16 protein-coding genes are annotated in these 18,094 nt (G+C 72.6%); 4 read left to right on the plus strand and 12 right to left on the minus strand.

Annotation, left to right across the window (positions count from 1 at the left end; translation table 11 throughout):
• Window positions 1-89: 89 nt before the first annotated feature.
• The 5 genes from AB0D67_RS10140 to AB0D67_RS10160 form a co-directional block, all read right to left on the minus strand.
• The gene (locus AB0D67_RS10140; RefSeq protein ID WP_362932001.1) at window positions 90-503 is read right to left on the minus strand and encodes a hypothetical protein; all 414 of its coding nucleotides are present in this window, start codon (window positions 501-503) and stop codon (window positions 90-92) included.
• A 465-nt stretch (window positions 504-968) separates the two neighbouring features.
• Window positions 969-3,773 carry a LuxR C-terminal-related transcriptional regulator gene (locus tag AB0D67_RS10145; protein WP_362932003.1) on the minus strand — a complete coding sequence of 935 codons (2,805 nt, stop codon included), beginning with the start codon at window positions 3,771-3,773 and terminating at the stop codon, window positions 969-971.
• Between the two features lie 215 nt (window positions 3,774-3,988).
• On the minus strand, window positions 3,989-6,295 hold the full coding sequence (locus AB0D67_RS10150) for an excinuclease ABC subunit UvrA (RefSeq protein WP_362932005.1): 2,307 nt from the start codon (window positions 6,293-6,295) through the stop codon (window positions 3,989-3,991).
• 132 nt (window positions 6,296-6,427) lie between these two features.
• Window positions 6,428-6,838: a VOC family protein gene (locus AB0D67_RS10155; protein ID WP_362932007.1), complete on the minus strand. Its 411-nt coding sequence runs from the start codon at window positions 6,836-6,838 to the stop codon at window positions 6,428-6,430.
• A 5-nt stretch (window positions 6,839-6,843) separates the two neighbouring features.
• A complete protein-coding gene (locus AB0D67_RS10160; protein WP_362932009.1) occupies window positions 6,844-7,293 on the minus strand; it encodes a helix-turn-helix transcriptional regulator in 450 nt (149 codons plus the stop codon).
• A gap of 228 nt (window positions 7,294-7,521) precedes the next feature.
• On the opposite strand from AB0D67_RS10160, the gene AB0D67_RS10165 reads away from it, so the two are divergent.
• Window positions 7,522-8,481, plus strand: a complete 960-nt coding sequence (locus tag AB0D67_RS10165; RefSeq protein WP_362932011.1) for an MBL fold metallo-hydrolase — start codon at window positions 7,522-7,524, stop codon at window positions 8,479-8,481.
• A gap of 121 nt (window positions 8,482-8,602) precedes the next feature.
• Here the strand turns inward: AB0D67_RS10165 and AB0D67_RS10170 are convergent, their stop codons facing one another.
• From AB0D67_RS10170 to AB0D67_RS10190, 5 genes are all read right to left on the minus strand, one after another.
• Window positions 8,603-9,403, minus strand: a complete 801-nt coding sequence (locus AB0D67_RS10170; RefSeq protein WP_362932120.1) for a discoidin domain-containing protein — start codon at window positions 9,401-9,403, stop codon at window positions 8,603-8,605.
• Complete coding sequence (locus tag AB0D67_RS10175; protein WP_362932132.1) at window positions 9,328-9,564, minus strand: hypothetical protein; 237 nt, start codon at window positions 9,562-9,564, stop codon at window positions 9,328-9,330. The genes AB0D67_RS10170 and AB0D67_RS10175 overlap by 76 nt, the downstream gene beginning before the upstream one ends.
• Before the next feature lie 65 nt (window positions 9,565-9,629).
• Window positions 9,630-10,895, minus strand: a complete 1,266-nt coding sequence (locus AB0D67_RS10180; RefSeq protein WP_362932013.1) for a transposase — start codon at window positions 10,893-10,895, stop codon at window positions 9,630-9,632.
• Between the two features lie 102 nt (window positions 10,896-10,997).
• Window positions 10,998-12,008, minus strand: coding sequence for a hypothetical protein (locus AB0D67_RS10185; protein WP_362932015.1), 1,011 nt, complete (start codon window positions 12,006-12,008; stop codon window positions 10,998-11,000).
• Window positions 12,009-12,176: 168 nt separating this feature from the next.
• The gene (locus tag AB0D67_RS10190) at window positions 12,177-13,229 is read right to left on the minus strand and encodes a family 43 glycosylhydrolase (protein WP_362932017.1); all 1,053 of its coding nucleotides are present in this window, start codon (window positions 13,227-13,229) and stop codon (window positions 12,177-12,179) included.
• Between the two features lie 57 nt (window positions 13,230-13,286).
• Between AB0D67_RS10190 and AB0D67_RS10195 the strand changes: the two genes are divergently transcribed.
• The 3 genes from AB0D67_RS10195 to AB0D67_RS10205 all read left to right on the plus strand — a co-directional run bounded on the left by AB0D67_RS10195 (window position 13,287) and on the right by AB0D67_RS10205 (window position 16,101).
• Complete coding sequence (locus tag AB0D67_RS10195) at window positions 13,287-13,667, plus strand: hypothetical protein (protein WP_362932019.1); 381 nt, start codon at window positions 13,287-13,289, stop codon at window positions 13,665-13,667.
• 172 nt (window positions 13,668-13,839) lie between these two features.
• A complete protein-coding gene (gene sigJ / locus AB0D67_RS10200; RefSeq protein ID WP_362932021.1) occupies window positions 13,840-14,784 on the plus strand; it encodes an RNA polymerase sigma factor SigJ in 945 nt (314 codons plus the stop codon).
• Between the two features lie 120 nt (window positions 14,785-14,904).
• Entirely contained in the window at window positions 14,905-16,101 is a 1,197-nt protein-coding gene (locus AB0D67_RS10205) for an FAD-dependent oxidoreductase (protein ID WP_362932023.1), read from the plus strand.
• A gap of 16 nt (window positions 16,102-16,117) precedes the next feature.
• Here AB0D67_RS10205 and AB0D67_RS10210 read toward each other — a convergent pair whose 3' ends face one another.
• A complete protein-coding gene (locus AB0D67_RS10210) occupies window positions 16,118-16,792 on the minus strand; it encodes an ABC transporter ATP-binding protein (RefSeq protein WP_362932025.1) in 675 nt (224 codons plus the stop codon).
• A complete protein-coding gene (locus AB0D67_RS10215; RefSeq protein WP_362932027.1) occupies window positions 16,789-17,871 on the minus strand; it encodes an ABC transporter permease in 1,083 nt (360 codons plus the stop codon). Before AB0D67_RS10215 ends, AB0D67_RS10210 begins: the two co-directional genes overlap by 4 nt.
• Between the last annotated feature and the right edge of the window lie 223 nt (window positions 17,872-18,094).

The raw sequence follows: 18,094 nt of genomic DNA on the forward strand, positions 1-18,094 counted from the left end.
CACCAGACGCAAAGTGGAGCGTCCGCGCTGTTCAGAGGGCCCGGACGGCGGGTGGCCTCTCCCCACCCGGCGTCACCCGGGCCCGCTGATCAGCAGTACACCCACATGGCGTCGTATTTGTTCGCGGGGACGGATCCACTGCTGTTCGCGGGAAGAATCGAATCCCAGACGAAGCTGGACGTGGTGTGGGTGTCGCCAGACCCCTTGTAGTTACCGAACTGGATCCTGTTGCCGCTCGTCTGGTATCTATCGGTCTTGTCGTTGAAGCCCTCATCTCCCATGTTGTGGAACCCGCACCAAAGGGCGTTCCAGACCTTGTCCGGGGATGGGCCCGTGTCGATGGCGCACGCACGGCCGCTCTCGCAGTAGGTCCGGACCACCCCGTCCGCGGACGCGGGCTGGGGGGCGAAGATCATCGCTACCGCGCCCGCGGCCAGAGCCGCGGCCAGAACGTTCCTGGTCCTCCGTATCGGCTTGCGGTGGGTTGAGACGGCGATGGGCATGACGGTCTCCTTAACAAGGGAACGGGTGGAGTGCCGGACGGTTCAGGGAAGTCGGCAGGCGTGTTCAAGCACGGGAGTGCAGAACGCGAGCATCGCGCCGTCCGGGTGTCTGTGACAGCCGGGACTGACCGATCTCTCCGTGATCTGCAGATAAATCGTTCATGAGCCGGATGACTGCCATCACCCTTTCTGGACCGTTGAGAGATGATTAGGCCCGGCAGGGGGTCGACAGTGCGGCCGTCCTTCGTGAGACGGACGAGGCGACGACCTCCCATCGGCCCGTGGCGGAAATGCTCCCCCAGCCGAATCCCGGCCGCAATGCCTTTTGGTCCTGCGCAAAAAGGGGCGAACGGGGGCCGGATTCCCGGTGGCCGGGCTGCGGGAGCAGCCTGAAGGGTTCCGGCGGCACTCACGAAGTTTCGGCCGGATATGGCTGTGACCTGTGGTGATGCCGCGGCGTGGGCCTCATGGCGCTGCCGGGCGGACGGGCGGGGCCATCGGGGCGAGGCCGAGGCCGGCCAGTACGGCCGCGCCGCGGGCCGCGTGGTCACCGCCGGCGAGCACCAGGGTCCGTGCGGACTGGTAGCGGCAGCCGGCGGCGTCGAACGCGTCCACCGTGGCGAGCACCCGCTCCCGGTCGTCGTCGAACAGCGCCCCGGCCCGCTCGACGATGGCACCGGCGACCGGATTGCCGGCCACGATGGTCCGGGCCTCGGCCAGGCGGTCGCACGCGCCGGGACTCCCGGCGAGCACGGCGGCCTCGGCACGCAGCGCGACATACCAGTGGTGCCAGATCCAGGTGACCCACTTCCACACCTGCTCAGGCTCGGGGGTCATCCGCCGCAGAGCCTCCGACGCCCGTCCGCGGTGCAGGAGGACCATCGAGTCGAAGACCGCACCGTAGCCGAAGGTGTGCTCCGGTGTCGCGCCGAGCCGATCCAGGACCTCTCGCCATTCGCGCCGGGCTGCGTGGTCGTCGCGGAGATCGTGGATCATCGCGACAGCGGCCGCCGCCGGGCGGAGAAGCGACCGGGACGGGCTGCCCGCCCGCTGCCACGCGTCGAGGAACCGGACGCCGCCGGTGAGCACCTCGTCGACGTCGCCCGCCAGAGCGTCGACCATCAGCAGCCGGCATGTGGCGCGGTGACCGGCCTCCGCCAGCGACGGATGGCCGGCCAGCCGGCGTGCCCATCGGCGGGCGTCCCGCACGTCCCCCGCGCCGAGGGCGGCCTCGGCGGCTATGCCGAGCGCGTCGATCAGTTCGTGGGTTCCGGCCGGTGAGATCGGCGTGGACGACAGGATCGTGATCCGGCGCCGGGCCGTGGCCGCGGTGGCGAACGTGTCACCGGCCCAGCTCTGAGCGCCGGTGAGCGCGTCGAGCGCGGCCGACTCCGCGAGCGGGTCACCGGTCCGGCGGGCGAGCTCGACCGCCCGCTCGGCGTACGCCGTCGTCTCCGGTACGGCGTTGCCGGGCGGCCCCTGGGCGGCGCCGAACGCGTCGGCGAGCACCGCGGCCTCGGCCAGGGCGACCGCGGCCTGTGCGACCGGGTCGTCGCCAGCCCGCTCCCGCGCCTCGGCGACCAGCTCGAGCGCCTCCTCCCCGGACGGGAGGCGCACGAACATGGTCGAGAACCGGAACGCGACGGTGGCGGCGGTCGCCAGGTCGGCGGCGGCGCCGACCGAGTCGCCGGACCTGCGGGCGGCGTCCGCGGCCGCGAGATGGAGGCGGTACATGTCATCGCCGGCCGTCCGGCAGCCGGCCACGGCCGCGGCCTGCCGGAGCATCGACGCGGTGACGGCGGGGTCGGTCGCGAGCTCGGCCGCCTGCTCGAAGTGCCGCTGCGACTCCCCGACCAGGTTGCGGGTGAAGGACAGTTCCGCCAGGTGCCGGGCGAGTTCGCAGGCGTCCGCGCGCCGCTCCGGCCGGTCGGCCGCCCACACCAGGGCCGCACGGAGGTCGTCCGCCACCAGGTCGAACCGGGCCCGCCAGTCCGGTCCTGCCACTGCCAGGCCGGCGGCCCGCTCCAGGCACCAGCGAAGGTGCCGGGACCGGGCGTCGGCCAGCTCACCGGCCTCGGCGAGCCGCTCCGTGCCGTACTGGCGGATGGTCTCCAGCGCCCGGTACTCCGTACCGCCCGGGGTGGCCGTCACCACCAGCAGGCTCTGTTCGGCGAGCCGGGCCAGGACGTCGGCGACCATGCCCTCCTCCGCCCCGGTCACCTCCGCCGCCGCGGCGGCGGTGAACGACGCCGCGAACACCGACACCCGGCGCAGCAGCGCCCGGTCGGCCGGCTCCAGCAGGGCATGGCTCCAGTCCAGCGCCGCCCGTACCGAACGGTGCCGCTCGTCGGCGCGGGAACCGCCGGTGAGCATCCGCAGCGGATGGGACAGCGCGGCGGTGATGCCGTCCAGCCCGAGCGTGGGATACCGGGCGGCGGCCAGCTCGATCGCCAGTGCCATCCCGTCGAGCCGCTCGCAGATGGAGGCGATCCTGTCGCGCAGCAGGAGATCCGGAGGCCGGCCGACCGCCGCCGCCCGCTCCATGAACAACGCGACCGCGTCCGACCCGCCGTCGGCGGCCAGCGACAGCGGCGGGACCGGATACACCCGTTCGAACGGCACCATCAGCCGGGCCCGGCTGGTCGCCAGCACCGTCACCCGGGGGCACGCCGCCAGCAGCCGCCCGAGGAACAGCGCCACCCCGTCCACCACGTGCTCGCAGTTGTCCAGCACCAGCAGCGCCTGACGGTCGGCCAGCGCGCCCACCACGGACGCGGTCATGTCGCGGCCGGGCTGCTCACCGAGGCCGAGCGCTCCGGCGACCGCGGCGGCGATCATCCCCGGGTCGGTGACCGGGACCAGGTCGACGAACCACACCCCGTCGGCGTACTCGCCGGCCGCCTCCGCGGCCACCGCCAGCGCGAGCCGGGTCTTGCCCACTCCACCGGGGCCGGTCGCGGTCACCTGACGGTGCGTCTTGATCATCCCGGTCAGCTCGGCCCGCTCGCTCCCCCGGCCGACGAACGAGGTCAGCGAGGCCGGCAGAACCGGCGCCGGGTGGGACGGGCCGGCGCCGGACGACTCGGGTACGCGCCGGGCGAGCGCCCGCCGGTCCGGAGCCTCCAGTTTGCGCAGCAGCGAGGAGACATGACTTTCCACGGTGCGCACTGAGATGTACAGCCGTGCCCCGATCTCGGCGTTGCTGAGATGGGCCCCGACCAGTTCCAGCACCTCGGCCTCCCGAGGTGAGATGTCCGTTCCTGTAACCACCGTCATAGTTTGCCGCACCCCCGTCAGGGGGCCGGCGGGGAACCGGACCGCCCGCCCGCCCGGTGCGACCCGGCGCCTCCGGGGAGGCGGCGGGTCACACCGGCGGGCACGGTACGGATCTCCGCCGCGGAACCTCCGGAAACGGGCCTCCACGGGCCCGGCGGCTCCGGTGACTCCCACGGCCCCGGCGGCTCTGGTGGTCCCGGCGGTTCCGGTCAGGCGCCGACGTAGGCCGCGAGGTGCTCGCCGGTGAGGGTGGAGCGGGCGGCGACGAGGTCGGCGGGCGTGCCCTCGAAGACGATCCGGCCGCCGTCGTGGCCGGCGCCGGGACCGAGGTCGATGATCCAGTCGGCGTGCGCCATGACCGCCTGGTGGTGCTCGATGACGATGACCGACTTGCCGGAGTCGACGAGCCGGTCCAGCAGGCCGAGCAGCTGCTCGACGTCGGCGAGGTGCAGGCCGGTGGTCGGCTCGTCGAGGACGTACACGCCGCCCTTCTCGGCCATGTGGGTGGCCAGCTTGAGCCGCTGCCGCTCGCCGCCGGACAGGGTGGTGAGCGGCTGGCCGAGGCTGAGGTAGCCGAGCCCGACGTCGGCGAGCCGGGCGAGGATGGCGTGCGCGGCCGGCGTGCGCGCCTCGCCGGCGCGGAAGAACTCCTCGGCCTCGGTCACCGGCATCGCGAGCACCTCGCTGATGTCACGGCCGCCGAAGCGGTACTCCAGCACCGACGCCTGGAACCGCTTGCCCCCGCACTCCTCGCAGACGGTGGCGACGCCGGCCATCATCGCCAGGTCGGTGTAGATGACGCCGGCGCCGTTGCAGTTGGGGCAGGCGCCCTCGGAGTTGGCGCTGAACAACGCCGGCTTCACACCGTTGGCCTTCGCGAACGCCTTGCGGATCGGGTCGAGCAGCCCGGTGTAGGTCGCCGGGTTGCTCCGCCGCGACCCGCGGATCGCGCCCTGGTCGACCGACACGACGCCCGCGCCGGCCGGGATCGACCCGTGCACGAGCGAGCTCTTGCCGGAGCCGGCGACGCCCGTGACGACGACGAGCACCCCGAGCGGGACGTCGACGTCGACGTCGCGCAGGTTGTGCGCCGTCGCGCCGCGGATCTCCAGCCTCCCGGACGGCGTCCGCACCGTCTCCTTGAGGGCGGCCCGGTCGTCGAAGTGGCGGCCGGTGAGGGTGCCGCCGGTCCGCAGCCCCTCGACGGTGCCCTCGAAGCAGACGGCGCCGCCCGCCGTACCGGCGCCGGGGCCGAGGTCGACGACGTGGTCGGCGATCGCGATCGTCTCCGGCTTGTGCTCCACGACGAGCACCGTGTTGCCCTTGTCGCGCAGCCGCAGCAGCAGGTCGTTCATCCGCTGGATGTCGTGGGGGTGCAGGCCCGTGGTGGGCTCGTCGAAGACGTAGGTGACGTCGGTGAGGGAGGAGCCGAGGTGGCGGATCATCTTGGTGCGCTGCGCCTCACCGCCCGACAGGGTGCCCGACGGACGGTCGAGCGAGAGGTAGCCCAGCCCGATCTCCACGAACGAGTCGAGGGTCTGCTGCAACGTGGCCAGCAGCGGCGCCACCGACGGCGCGTCGAGGCCGCGGACCCATCCGGCCAGGTCGCTGATCTGCATCGCGCAGGCGTCGGCGATGTTGACGCCCTTGATCCGTGAGGAGCGGGCGGCCTCGTTGAGCCGGCTGCCGCCGCACTCGGGGCAGGCGGTGAAGGTGACCGCCCGCTCCACGAACGCCCGGATGTGCGGCTGCAGCGCCTCCTTGTCCTTGGACAGGAACGACTTGCGGATACGCGGGATCAGACCCTCGTAGGTCAGGTTGATGCCCTCGACCTTGATCTTGGTCGGTTCCCGGTGGAGCAGGTCGTGGAGCTCGGTCTCGGTGAACTCGCGGATCGGCTTGTCGGGGTCGAAGAAGCCGCAGCCGGCGAAGATGCGGCCGTACCAGCCGTCCATGCTGTAGCCGGGGATCGTGAGCGCGCCCTCGTTGAGCGACTTGCCGTCGTCGTAGAGCTGGGTCAGGTCGATGTCGTTGATCCTGCCCATGCCCTCGCAGCGGGGGCAGGCGCCGGCGGGCTCGTTGAAGCTGTAGTGGAACGACGGCCCGGCGCTCGGCTCGCCGAGCCGGCTGAAGAGGATCCGCAGCATCGCGTTGGCGTCGGTGGCGGTGCCGACGGTGGAGCGGGAGTTGGCGCCCATCCGCTCCTGGTCGACGATGATCGCCGTGGTCAGCCCCTCCAGCACGTCGACCTCCGGCCGCGCCAGCGTCGGCATGAAGCCCTGCACGAAGGCGCTGTAGGTCTCGTTGATCAGCCGCTGGGACTCCGCGGCGATCGTGCCGAACACCAGCGAGCTCTTGCCCGAGCCGGAGACGCCGGTGAACACCGTCAGCCTGCGCTTGGGGATCTCGACGCTGACGTCCTTGAGGTTGTTCTCCCGTGCGCCCTGGACGCGGATCAGGTCGTGGCTGTCGGCGAGGTGCGACGAGGGCGACTGTGGGTTCGTCCTCGGGGCCATGCGGTGTCTCCGTTCGTTGCGGGGGATGGTCGGGCCCGCCTTCGGCCTGCGCCGGCGTCGCCCTGGATGATCCAACCAGGTGCGGGCGACATTTCCGGTCTCCCGGTGGCGCGCGGCTTCCCGGCCGGGCGTTCAGCGCGTCTCGTTGATGCGGACCAGGTTGCCCGCGGGGTCGCGGAAGGCGCAGTCGCGGACACCGTACGGCTGCTCGGCCGGCTCCTGGACGACCTCGGTGTCACCGGCCCGGAGCCGCTCGAAGACGCCGTCGAGGTCCTCGGTGGACAGGACGATGGTGGCGTAGGTGCCCTTGGCCATCATCTCGGCGATGACGCGGCGCTCGTCCGCGGTGACGCCGGGGTCGGCGGCCGGCGGGTACAGGACGATGGACGTGCCGGGCCGCCCGGGGGGAGCGACCGTGATCCAGCGCATCCCGCCGTAGCCGACGTCGTCGCGGACCTCGAAGCCGAGGACGTCGCGGTAGAAGGCCAGGGAGGCGTCCGGATCGTCGTGCGGCAGGAAGACCGTGTGGATGGCGATGTCCATGCCGGTCACCCTATCCGCGGCTCCACGACCGGCACTTCTCGATTCCTGACCGGTCTGGTCACCTGTTTGGCCACGCACGACGGCATCCCCGCGGTCGCGTCCGCCGCGTGGCGGCGGTAGGCGCCGGGCGAGATGCCGACCAGTTCGGTGAAGCGGGTGCTGAAGGTGCCGAGCGAGGAGCAGCCGACCGCGAAGCAGACCTCGGTGACGCTGAGGTCGCCGCGGCGCAGCAGCGTCATGGCGCGCTCGATGCGCCGCGTCATCAGGTAGCTGTACGGGGACTCGCCGTAGGCGAGCTTGAACTCGCGGCTGAGGTGCCCGGCCGACATGCTCGCGCCGCGGGCGAGCGCCTCGACGTCCAGCGGCTGCGCGTACTCCCGGTCGATCCGGTCGCGGACGCGCCGCAGCCGCGCGAGGTCGCGCAGTCGCTGCGCCGCTGAGGATCTGCCGGTCACACCGGAAATCGTACGGCCCGCCGCCGACAGTACGGCGGGAGCCGCCGCGGGGGCAGGGAAGGACACGCGCGTACCGTCCGGCCTGCATCGATATCGGCTCCCCTATCGATGCGCGGGCGAGATCGATATTGGACATCCCAAGATCGGCTCTGGTCTGCTGGACGGCACCGACGTCCGGCCCCGATGGTCCCGTACGACCGCGGGGAGAGTGAGAGCAGGTGCCACCGAATGTCCTTCGAGCCTCCTTCCGGCCTGTCCCGCCGCGCCGTACTGGCCGCCACGGCCATCGTGCCGCTGGCGGGTCAGGAGGCCCGGGCGTCCGCCGCCGCACCGGACAGCGCGCGGTCCCACTACGACCGCGCGGCCAGGCTGGCGGGTGACGACCCGATCCTGCGGAACATCGTCAAAGCGCTCTCCCCGGGCGCCGTGCCGCCCTCCCCGGACCCCGTCGAACCGCTCAGGATCTTCGACGACGTGGCGGTGGTGACGACCGGCTTCGTCTCGGTCACGGCGATCCTGACGTCCGAAGGCGTGATCCTGATCGACGCGCTCGGGTCGCCGGAGGAGGCCGAGAAGGTCCTCGTCCCGGGGCTGCGCGCGGTGGGCGTGAACCCGGCGGAGATCCGGTACGTGGTGGCCGCCCACGGCCACGACGACCATTTCGGCGGCGCCCGCCACCTCGCCGAACGGTACGGGGCCAAGGTCATGATGAACCGGGCCGACTGGAACCTCGCCGCCTCCTCCTCCCCCGCCCCCGGGAGCTACCTGGACATCTCCGACGGACAGCGGCTGACCCTCGGCGGCACGACGGTGGTGTTCCACCGCACCCCCGGGCACACCCCCGGGACCGTCTCGGCGATCTTCCCCGTGCGGTGGAGGGGGAGGCGGCACACCGCGATGCTGTGGGGCGGGACCAACCCTCCCGCCGGCACGGCGGGAAAGCGTGACCTGCTGTCCTCGGTGCGGAAGTTCGCCTCCTGCATGAGGCGGGCGGGAGTGGACGTCGAGCTGAACAACCACGGGGCCTGCGACCAAGGTCTGGTGCGCATGGAGCGGCTCCGCGCCGGGTCCGCGGACCCGGAGAACCCGTTCGTCATCGGCCCTTCCAGGGCGCAGCGGTTCATGGACGTGATGGAGGAGATGCTCCGCGGCCGCATCGCCACCGACCGGGCGACCGGGCACGCCTGAGCCGCGCGGCGGGCGGGACCGCCCGGCCGTACCGCCCGGCCGTGAGTCGCGGGAACCCGCCGGCGACCACGGCCGGGCGCGGGACCTGCCGCACCCGGCCGGGCCGCCCGCCGTGCGGTGGTCAGCCTCCGTACGCCCTGACCTCCAGCAGGCCGACGGAGGAGGACCCGGAGCCGGTGAGCAGCACCCGCAGCCGGGTGGTGCTCACGCCGGTGAAGGCGACGGTGTTGTAGGCGTTCCTCGCCAGGGTGTACGCGCCGGCACCCGGTACGTCGGCGTAGGCACCGCCGTTCCAGTACTGCAGCTTCCACGACGCGGGCATGTCCACGCCCTGGTCGTCGTCGAAGAAGTACACCTCGGCCCGGTTCAGGGTCCGCGCCGACGGCCAGGTCAGATCGACCCACTGCTGGCCGGTCTGCGGCCAGCAGCCCCAGCGGGGGTTGACGGTGTCGTTGGACGACGCCGGTTCGATCCCGTCGTTCACGGCGGCGACGCTCTCCCACGCCGAGGTGTACGACGCCGCCGGCGTCGCCGACCGCGCCAGGTTGGCCGGGGGCTGCGGGCCGCCCCGGTTGTGGACCTTGATCTCGGTGAGGCCGGTCCTGGCGCCGGGGGCGTTGGTGGCCAGCATCCGCAGCCGCCGGGCGCTGACCGCCGGGAACCGTACCAGGTTGTAGTTGGCCCGCGGCGCCGCGGTGCTCTTGGCCTGGCCGGGCACGCTCACCCATGAGGTGCCGTCGTGGTATTGGACGTCGTAGGCGGACGGGGCCCGGTAGGTGGCACCGGCCGGGCGGCTGTCCTTGAAGTAGAGGCGCACCTCGTCGACCGTGCGGGCGGCGCCGAAGTTCACCTCGTACCAGTCCTGGCTGTTCGCGGAGCCTCCGGCGCCCCAGAACGGCTCGTTGACGGTGTATCCGTCGATCGCGCCCGAGACGCCGCTGCCGGATCCGGGTACTTGAGGTCGTCGATGTACATGGGCTGGGTCAGCGCGATGGCGTTGTCGTAGCTCACCGCGCCCTCGACCGCCGTCGGGAACTGGAAGGTCTGCCCGGGGATGTCGGCGTCGAGGTTGTTGAAGCGCATCAGCCACCAGCGGTATTGAACTCCTCTCCGGCCTGAAGGCCGGAGACCCTCCCGTCGCGTTATGGTCAGGCGACGCGCGGGGGTTGACGCTTCACAGACCGGGTGAACCCGAGGTCTCCACGCCCTGACACCGCAGTCCCTGCGGCGTTGCGGATGTTGATCGCGGCGTTGACATCGGCATGGCCGACCCAGCCGCACGCGGTGCTGGCGCAGGCGTACCTGATCCCGGTGCGGGCCGCCGGGTCGCGGTGCCCGCACCGGTGGCAGGTCTGCGACGTGCCCCGCGCGGCCACCTTCACGATTCGGCCGCCGCGATCACGGGACTTGTACTCCAGGAAGACGACCGTACGGCCCCACGCCTCCCCGGCGATGGCACGGTTCAGCCCGGCCTTCTGCGCGACGTTGCGGCCGGGGTCATCGACCGTGCCCTTGGCGGAGCGGACCATGTTCACGATCTCCAGGTCCTCCACCGCGATCACGCCGAAGGCGCGAGCGAGTTGGGTGGTGGTCTGGTGCTGCCAGTCCACGGCTCGGCGTTTGGCTGTCGCGCGGAGCCGGGCGATCTGGTCATAGGTGCGATTCAGCCGGTCTGAGGTCGGCTGCCCGGGGCCGCGGGTGCGTCGCTGGCGGGCGGACTTCTTCTCCAGGCGGCGCAGGCGTTCCTTCTCACCAGTGGTGAGCCAAGGCCCGTGCTCGCGCATGGTGCCGTCCGACAGAGCCAGGGCGACGGTGATGCCCTGGTCGATCCCCACCGCCGGACCGGGATGAGGAGCCGGGACGGGAACGTGGTGTTCGGTCCGGAACACGATGTGCCAGCCGTCGGCTTCCTTGACCAGGCGCGCTCCGGTGATCCGCCCGGCCGGGCCACCCCGGGTGACGCCGGGCAGGTCCCTGATCCATCGGAACCGCACCCGGCCGACCTTGGGCAGGCTGACCGCGCCCCAGCGCCGGTTGACCCGCGCGATCTGCAGATCGCGGGCCTGTGGCACATCGACGGCCGGACGGGAGCGGTAGCGGGCCTTGAACACCGGGCGGCCAGCGGGATGGTCGGGGTTGAAGAAGTTCGCCCACGCCTGCCGATATGTCTTCAGCACCGCCTGCGCCGCCTGGGCGGGCAATCGCCCCAGCCAGTCGATCTCACGGCGGGCCTGCCGGATCGCCGCATCGCAGTCCTTCAACATGGCGAAGCGGCCCTGGCGGAAGGTGAAGTACTCATGCAGCAGGTTCCACAACGCGCGGGCAGCATGCGCCTGATCATCCAGCACGGCCGTCTGGTCCGTGCTCAGGTCAAGACGCGCCACGTGCGCCCTGGCCCGCTTCACCGTCTCCACGCCCGGATCGTATCGTTCGGCTCACCTCACCGAGATGGAAACCGAATCTCAAAGTGCGCAACGAACGTCATGTCGTCTCCCACCGCGGCACGCATTTGGTGTTCATCGCCAGATGTCGGCGCCGAGGCGCTCACTGGCCCGATGCTGGTTCCGCTGCGAGCAAATATGGGCGAGGCCTGCACCGACTTGCGGGGCCGAGCTGCGGGAACTCAACAGTCGGTAGATGTTCTTCTTGACCGCCGGCTCGGGCACGTCGATGTAGGGGACGTTCCGTGCCCACCACAGGTTGTAGGCCCGCACGTGGGTGGCGAACGCGGTCGCGGCGGAGTAGCCCGCGTAGGCGTCGTGCTCGGTCCGCGACTCGGGGATCTCGTCGGTGACGAAACCCATCACGATCTTGGTGGTGGCACTTCCCCCGGCGGGGACCGTGACCGACCTGGTGAGCGCGCCGGCGGAGGCGGTGAAGCCGTCGCCGGCGAGGCGGGGGCGGATCGTGGTCAGGTCGTTGTACGCGTTGACCTGCCCGGTCAGCTCGCTCCCGCTGCCGGAGGCGGCGTAGGGCGAGGTGACGCGCAGTTGCAGCGTGGTGGAGGCGGTGCCGCCGTTGGCGATCTCCAGGTTGGTGACGGCGACGTTGTTCTCGGTGATGAACTTGGTCTGGGTCACCGTGACCGAGCCGGAGGTGTGCACGCTCCTCCAGTGGCTGGGCGTCTGGCGGCGGGAGCTCACCCGCTCGGTGAAGGCGCCCGGGGTGATCGCCACCGAGTAGGCGTTCCGGTCGCTGATGCTCTCCCAGTAGGCGACGTGCCCGCCGAAGCCGAGCACGGCGGGGTCGTGCGTCTTCATGAACAGGGCCCGGCCCCGGCTCATCAGCCAGGGGCCCGCCGGGTCGTCGCCGGATCGGGCGAGCAGCCGGTCCATCCAGAAGTCGGTGCCGGAGCTCTCGGCGTCGTAGATGGCCCGCATCGTGTCGCCGGGGGTGTAGGCGGCCGGCGGCGCGGGGATCGCGGGGCCGGCGAAGACGGGGAAGCCGATGGTCTGCGCGGCGTGCGCCGGGGCGCCCGCGGTGAGCAGCCCCGCGACGAGCAGCAGGGCCATGACGATTCTTCTCATGTCAGTCTTCTCATGTCAGGGTGATCCGATCGGTGTCCGGAGGGGCAGACGGCGGGGGTGGAGCGGATCGGGCCCGCGCCGGGCGTCGCGGCGGGGCCGTGCCCGGTCGACGCGGGACCGGGCGGGAACGAGACGGCGGCCGGGTGCGGAGGGCGGCGGTGGGGGGCGTCAGCCGGCCGGGGCGGCGCTTCGTGCCTGCAGGGCCATCCATTCCAGGACTCCCGTCGAGTACCCGGGCCTCGCGGTCATGTTCAGCCGCAGCCGGGTCGTGGCGACAGGGGTGAACGTGGTGACGTTGTAGGTGTCGCCCGCGACGCCGCAGGCGGACTGGCCGGGGACGTCCGCGTAGGCGCTTCCGTTCCAGTACTGGACCCGGCAGGAGGCGGGCAGGTCGATGCCCAGGTCGTCGTCGAACCAGTAGGCGGCGACCCGGTCGACGGTCTGCGCGGCGGGCCAGCGGTACTCGATCCACTCCGTGCCCCGGTGGTCCCAGTTGCCGTAGGCGCCGTGGCTGTGATCGGCCGAGCCGGAGGGGACGAACCCGTCGTTGACCGCGCCGAGGGCCTCCCAGGGGGAGACGTAGGACGCCGAGGCGGTGGCGCCGGGCGCGAGGTTGACGCCGGACGGCGGCCCTCCGGCGGATCCCGTGGTCTGGACGACCTTCTGCATGGTGCCGTCGGCGTTCCAGGAGAGCCTGTCGAGGGTGACCGACCTGCGGAAGTCGCCGCCACCGGGCGCGTTCGCGTTGTGGTAGACCATGTACCACCGGCCCTTGAACTCGATGATCGCCGGGTGGTTCGTCGTGGAGGTGACCTGGTCCAGCACGACCCCGCGGTGGGTCCAGGGGCCCAGCGGGCTGCTCGCGGTGGCGTAGCGGATGCAGGCGTGACCCGGTGAGGCGCAGCCGGAGTCGTTGGCGGCGTAGGCCAGGTAGTAGACGCCCTCGCGTTTGAACATCCAGGGCGCCTCCCAGAAGTTCGACACGCCGCTCGGGGTGATCACCGAACCGCTGATCGAGGTCATGTCGCGGTTGAGCCTGGCGGCGCGCAACCCGTAGTAGGAGCCCCAGTACATGTAGACCTGGCCGTCGTCGTCGGTGAACACGGTGGGGTCGATGTTGAGCGGCGAGGAGTTCGGTGTGGCGTCGCTGACCAGCGGCCCGCCCTTGGCGTCGGTGAACGGGCCGAGCGGGCTGTCGCCGACGGCCACCCCGATGTCCATCCAGCCGCCGCCGAGGGAGTGTGGTCGGCGGGGGACGAGATCCGTCTCGACCTGCCCATGGCCCCCCGGTGGACCCGCCCGGACCGGCGGGTGGACGCGTTGCGCGGCAGCGTCGCGGTGGAACGGGGACCGCTGGTGTACTGCGCCGAGTCGGCGGGCGACGAGCCGCCGCTCGCGCGGGTGTCCGCGCGGGTGGGGCCGGTCACCGAGCACGTCGTGGACGGGGTCGTCGAACTCGGCGTCAACGCCAGGTTCAGCCGTCCGCGGGACGGCGTGTGGCCGTACGCCTCCGCTCCCGGCCTCCCGGACGTTCCGGACGCCCCGGACACTCCGGACGCCCCGGACGGCGGCGAGCCGGCGGCGCTGCGGCTCATCCCCTACCACCGGTGGGGCAACCGCGGCCCGGTCAGCATGCGCGTCTGGCTCCCGGAGACCTGACACCGGGCCCGCCCGGTCTCATGGGCTTCACCGGCCGGCTCGGCCGTTCGGGCAGGGCACGGCCCCCGGCGCGGCCGGACTCCCCGGCCGCACGGCAGGACGCGCCGGCCGGCACCGCACCGAGCCGCCCCGACCGAGTCCGGTTCGCGCACGACCGTTCTAGGATCGGGTCATGCCCCTGACCGCGAACGACGTCGACCGGTTCGAGGCGTCCAGGCCGCGCCTGGAGGCCATCGCCTACCGCCTCCTCGGCTCCGCCGCGGAGGCCGAGGACGTCGTGCAGGAGACGTTCCTGCGCTGGCAGGCCGCCGACGTCGACCGCGTCGAGGTGCCGGAGGCGTGGCTGACGAAGGTCCTCACCAACCTGTGCCTCAACCAGCTCTCCTCAGCGCGGGCGCGCCGCGAGACCTACGTGGGCCAGTGGCTGCCCGAGCCTCTGCTCGACGGGGACCCGATGCTCGGCCCGGCCGAGACCGCCGAGCAGCGCGAGTCGGTCTCCTACGCGGTCCTCGTCCTCATGGAGCGCCTCTCCCCCGCCGAGCGGGCGGTGTACGTGCTGCGGGAGGCCTTCGGCTACCCGCACCGGGAGATCGCCGAGATCCTCGGCCTCACCGAGGCCGCCAGCCAGCAGATCTTTCACCGCGCCAAGAGGCACGTCGCCGACGGCAGGGCCCGCACCGAGATCGACGCGGCCGCCGCCCGGCGGATCGTCGAGGAGTTCCTCGCGGCCGCCGCCAGCGGCCGGACCGAGCCGCTCGTGCGCCTGCTCACCGGGGACGTCATCGCGATCGGCGACGGCGGCGGCAAGATCCCGGCCCGCGCCGGAGCGTTCGAGGGCGTCATCGCGGTCGCGAAGTTCCTGCGGGGCCTGTTCAAGCCCGGCGGGGCCAAGCGCGCCCTGGCCGGCGGCTCGCCCGGGGTCTACGCCTGGACCGCCAACGGCGAGCCCGCCGCCGTGGCGGTCGTGGACGGCCGGGTCGTCGGCGTCATGTGCCTGGAGGTCACCGCCGAGGGCGTCGCCGCGGTCCGCAACCAGGTCAACCCCGACAAGCTCGAACGCGCGACCGCGCGCTGGGCGGCCGCCGACCATGGAGAGCCCCTGCTCCACGTCTTCTGATCCGCCGCTGAACGCGGTGTGAGGTGCTTCACACCGCGTCCCTGTCAGGAAACGGCGGGCCGTCCGGTTCAAGGGTCGAAACCGTACGTCGGCGGAAGCCGTACACGACAGGAGAAGGAAATGCAGCACCGCATCCTCGTCCTCGGAGCCGGATACAGCGGAGCCATCGCCGCCGGCCGCCTCGCCAGGCGGCTGCGCCGCGAGGACGTCGCCATCACCCTCGTCAACGCCGAGCCCGACTTCGTCGAACGCGTCCGCATGCACCAGCTGGCGGCCGGTCAGGACCTCACCCCCAGGCCGCTCGGCGAGATGTTCGCGGGCACCGGCGTCGAGCTGAGGATCGCGAAGGTCACCGGCGTCGACGCCGACCGCCGGACCGTCTCCGTCGCCGGCACCGACGGAGACGCCGAACTCGCCTACGACACGCTCGTCTACGCCCTCGGCAGCGCCTGGAACGCCCAGGACGTCCCCGGAGTCGCCGAGCACGCCCACGAGATCGCCGGCCGTCCCGGGGCGCTCCGGCTGCGCGAGCGCCTGGCCCGTCTCGACGCCGGGCGGACCGTGCTCGTCGTCGGCGGCGGCCTCACCGGTGTGGAGGCCGCCACCGAGATCGCGGAGGCCCGCCCGGACCTCGACGTGGCCCTCGCCGCCCGCGACGGCCTCGGCGACTGGCTCTCCCCCAAGGGGCGCGAGCACCTGCGGAAGGTCTTCGGCAGGCTCGGGATCACCGTGCACGAGCACACCGACGTCGCCCGCGTCGAGGCCGGCCGCGTCGTCACCGCCGGCGGCGGGACCATCCCGGCCGCGGTCACCGTGTGGACCACCGGCTTCGCGGTCCACCCGATCGCGAAGGCCACCACCCTGGAGGTCACCGGCACCGGTCAGATCGCGGTCGACGCGACCATGCGCTCGGTCTCGCATCCGGACGTGTACGCCGTCGGCGACGCGGCCATGGCGATGGGCCCGGGGGACAAGCCGCTGCGGATGTCGTGCGCCTCGGGCGCTCCGGCCGCGTTGCAGGCCGCCGACGCGATCGCGGCGCGCCTGACCGCCGGGAAGCTCCCGAACGTGCCGATCCGCTACTTCAACCAGTGCATCTCGCTGGGCCGCGGGGACGGCCTGATCCAGTACGTCACCGCCGACGACCGCGCCGTGCGGGCGGCGCTGACCGGACGGCTCGCCGCCGTCTACAAGGAGCTGGTCTGCAAGGGGGCCGCCTGGGCGGTCGCCAACCCGACGTTCGGGCTGCCGGGCCGGCGGCGCCCCGTCACGCGGGGGCGGACCGCGGCGGGCGAGGCCGTCAAGGCCACGGCGTAGACCGGCGCCGGCGCGGTCACCGGCCGCCGGTGAGCCTGCCGTCGGTCATGGTCAGGACGGTGTCGACCAGGGACAGGGCCGAGGCGTCGTGGGTGACCATCACGGTCGCCAGGCCGTTGTCCCTGGTGAGCCCGGCCAGCAGGGTGACGATCCGCTCGCCGCGCTGGTGGTCGAGGGCGCTGGTGGGCTCGTCCACCAGCAGGACGCCGGGGGCGTTCATCAGGGCGCGGGCGATGTTGACCCGCTGGCGCTCGCCGCCGGACAGCTGGTGGGGCCGCCTGCCCTCCTTGCCGTCCAGGCCGACGGCGTGCAGGAGCTCACGGGCCCGCGGAACCGCGGCGGCGGGCCTGGCGCCCGTGAGGTGGGCCATGACCAGGAGCTGGTCGAGCGCGGTCAGCGCGGGAAGCAGGTTGGGCTGCTGGAAGACGATCCCGATGTGGTCGCGGCGGATCCGGGTCCTGACGGCCTGGCCGGCGTCGGTGACGTCCGTCCCGGACACCGACACGGTGCCGGAGGCGGGACGGATGAGCGTGGCGGCGACGGCCAGCAGGCTGGACTTCCCCGAACCGGACGGGCCGACGACCGCGGTGAACTCGCCGGGTGCGACCGCCAGGTCGACGTGGTCCAGGGCGGTGAGGACACGGTCGCCGTCGGGGTAGGTCAGGACGACGTCGGTGAGTTTGAGGGTCATCGGGAGGCTCCCAGGGCGGTCAGCGGGTCGACAGAGGTGATCTTGCGGATGGCCAGGGCCGCGCCGGCGGCGCCGAGGACGACCATCACGGCCACGGGGACGACCGTGGTGGCGGCGGACAGCACGAAGGGCACGGTGCCCGCGGCCAGCGCGCCGAGGGCGGCGCCGAGCAGGCCGCCGAGACCGGCGCCGAGCAGCAGCACGATGACGGCCTGGGCGAGCGCGTCGCGCAGCAGGTAACCGGTGCCGGCGCCCAGCGCCTTGAGAACGGCGACGTCACCGCGCCGCTGGATGGTCCACACGGTGAAGAAGGCGCCGATGACCAGGGCGGAGATGGCGAACAGCAGGCCGCGCATCAACTGCAGCGAGCCGTTCTCCGAGGTGTACGAGCCGATCGCGGCCGGCGCGTCGGCCAGCGGGACGGTGACGGTGCCGAGCCGGGCGTCGGCCGCGGCGAGATCGGCCCGGCCGCCGGCGCGCAGGGCCAGGACGGTCGCCGCGGTGTCGGGGCCGGTCTGGCCCCGCATCCCGGCGGTCCAGTCCTCGATGGCGATCCAGGCGACCGGGGCGTGGCTGTAGGAGGCCGGACCGGTGGTTCCGGCGACGGTCAGGTCCTTCCCGAGCAGCCGCACCGTGTCCCCCGCCTCCCCCATGGACGGGTCGCCCTCGCCGGCCAGGGCCTCCGACAGCACCACCGTGCCGGGGCGCAGTGATCGGGGTGCGAGGCTCCCCCCGGGCCGGACGGCGAAGACCGCCGCGGCGGCGCCGCGGTCGCCCCGGTCACCGCGGGTCAGGCGGGCCATGGACACGCCCAGGCGTTCGGCCCGGACACCGTCGAGGTCCTGCCAGCCGCGCCAGGCGCCCTCGCCGATCCGGCTGTCGGCGAAGGAGGGGTCGCCGCCGCCGGCGAAGACGATGTGGTCGGCCGGCAGGTCCTCGATCGCGGAGACGTTCTCGCGGGCCAGGCCGGCGGTCAGTCCGGACAGCATGGTCACCAGCAGCGTGATGAGTACGACGACGGTCCCCATGAGGGCGAACCGCCCCTTGGCGAAACGCAGGTCTCTGAGCGCCACGAACACGGCGCATCCCCCCGGTCGGTTGTCGATGGTCCGGGCTTCTCCCGGTGCCCGGAGTACGGGCTCTTCCCGGCGTCCGAAGGCCGGGCACCGGGGCTTCCCCCAGCGTCCGGGATCCGGCCCGCCCGGCGCGTCGTGCCCGCGGCCCGCCCGGGATCGCCCGTACGGTGACCCGGGGTACACCTTTCGGACGACGCGACGGATGGAATTTTTCGCCTACTCTGAG

This window comes from Streptosporangium sp. NPDC048047, from assembly GCF_040653115.1.
Classification (GTDB): domain Bacteria; phylum Actinomycetota; class Actinomycetes; order Streptosporangiales; family Streptosporangiaceae; genus Streptosporangium.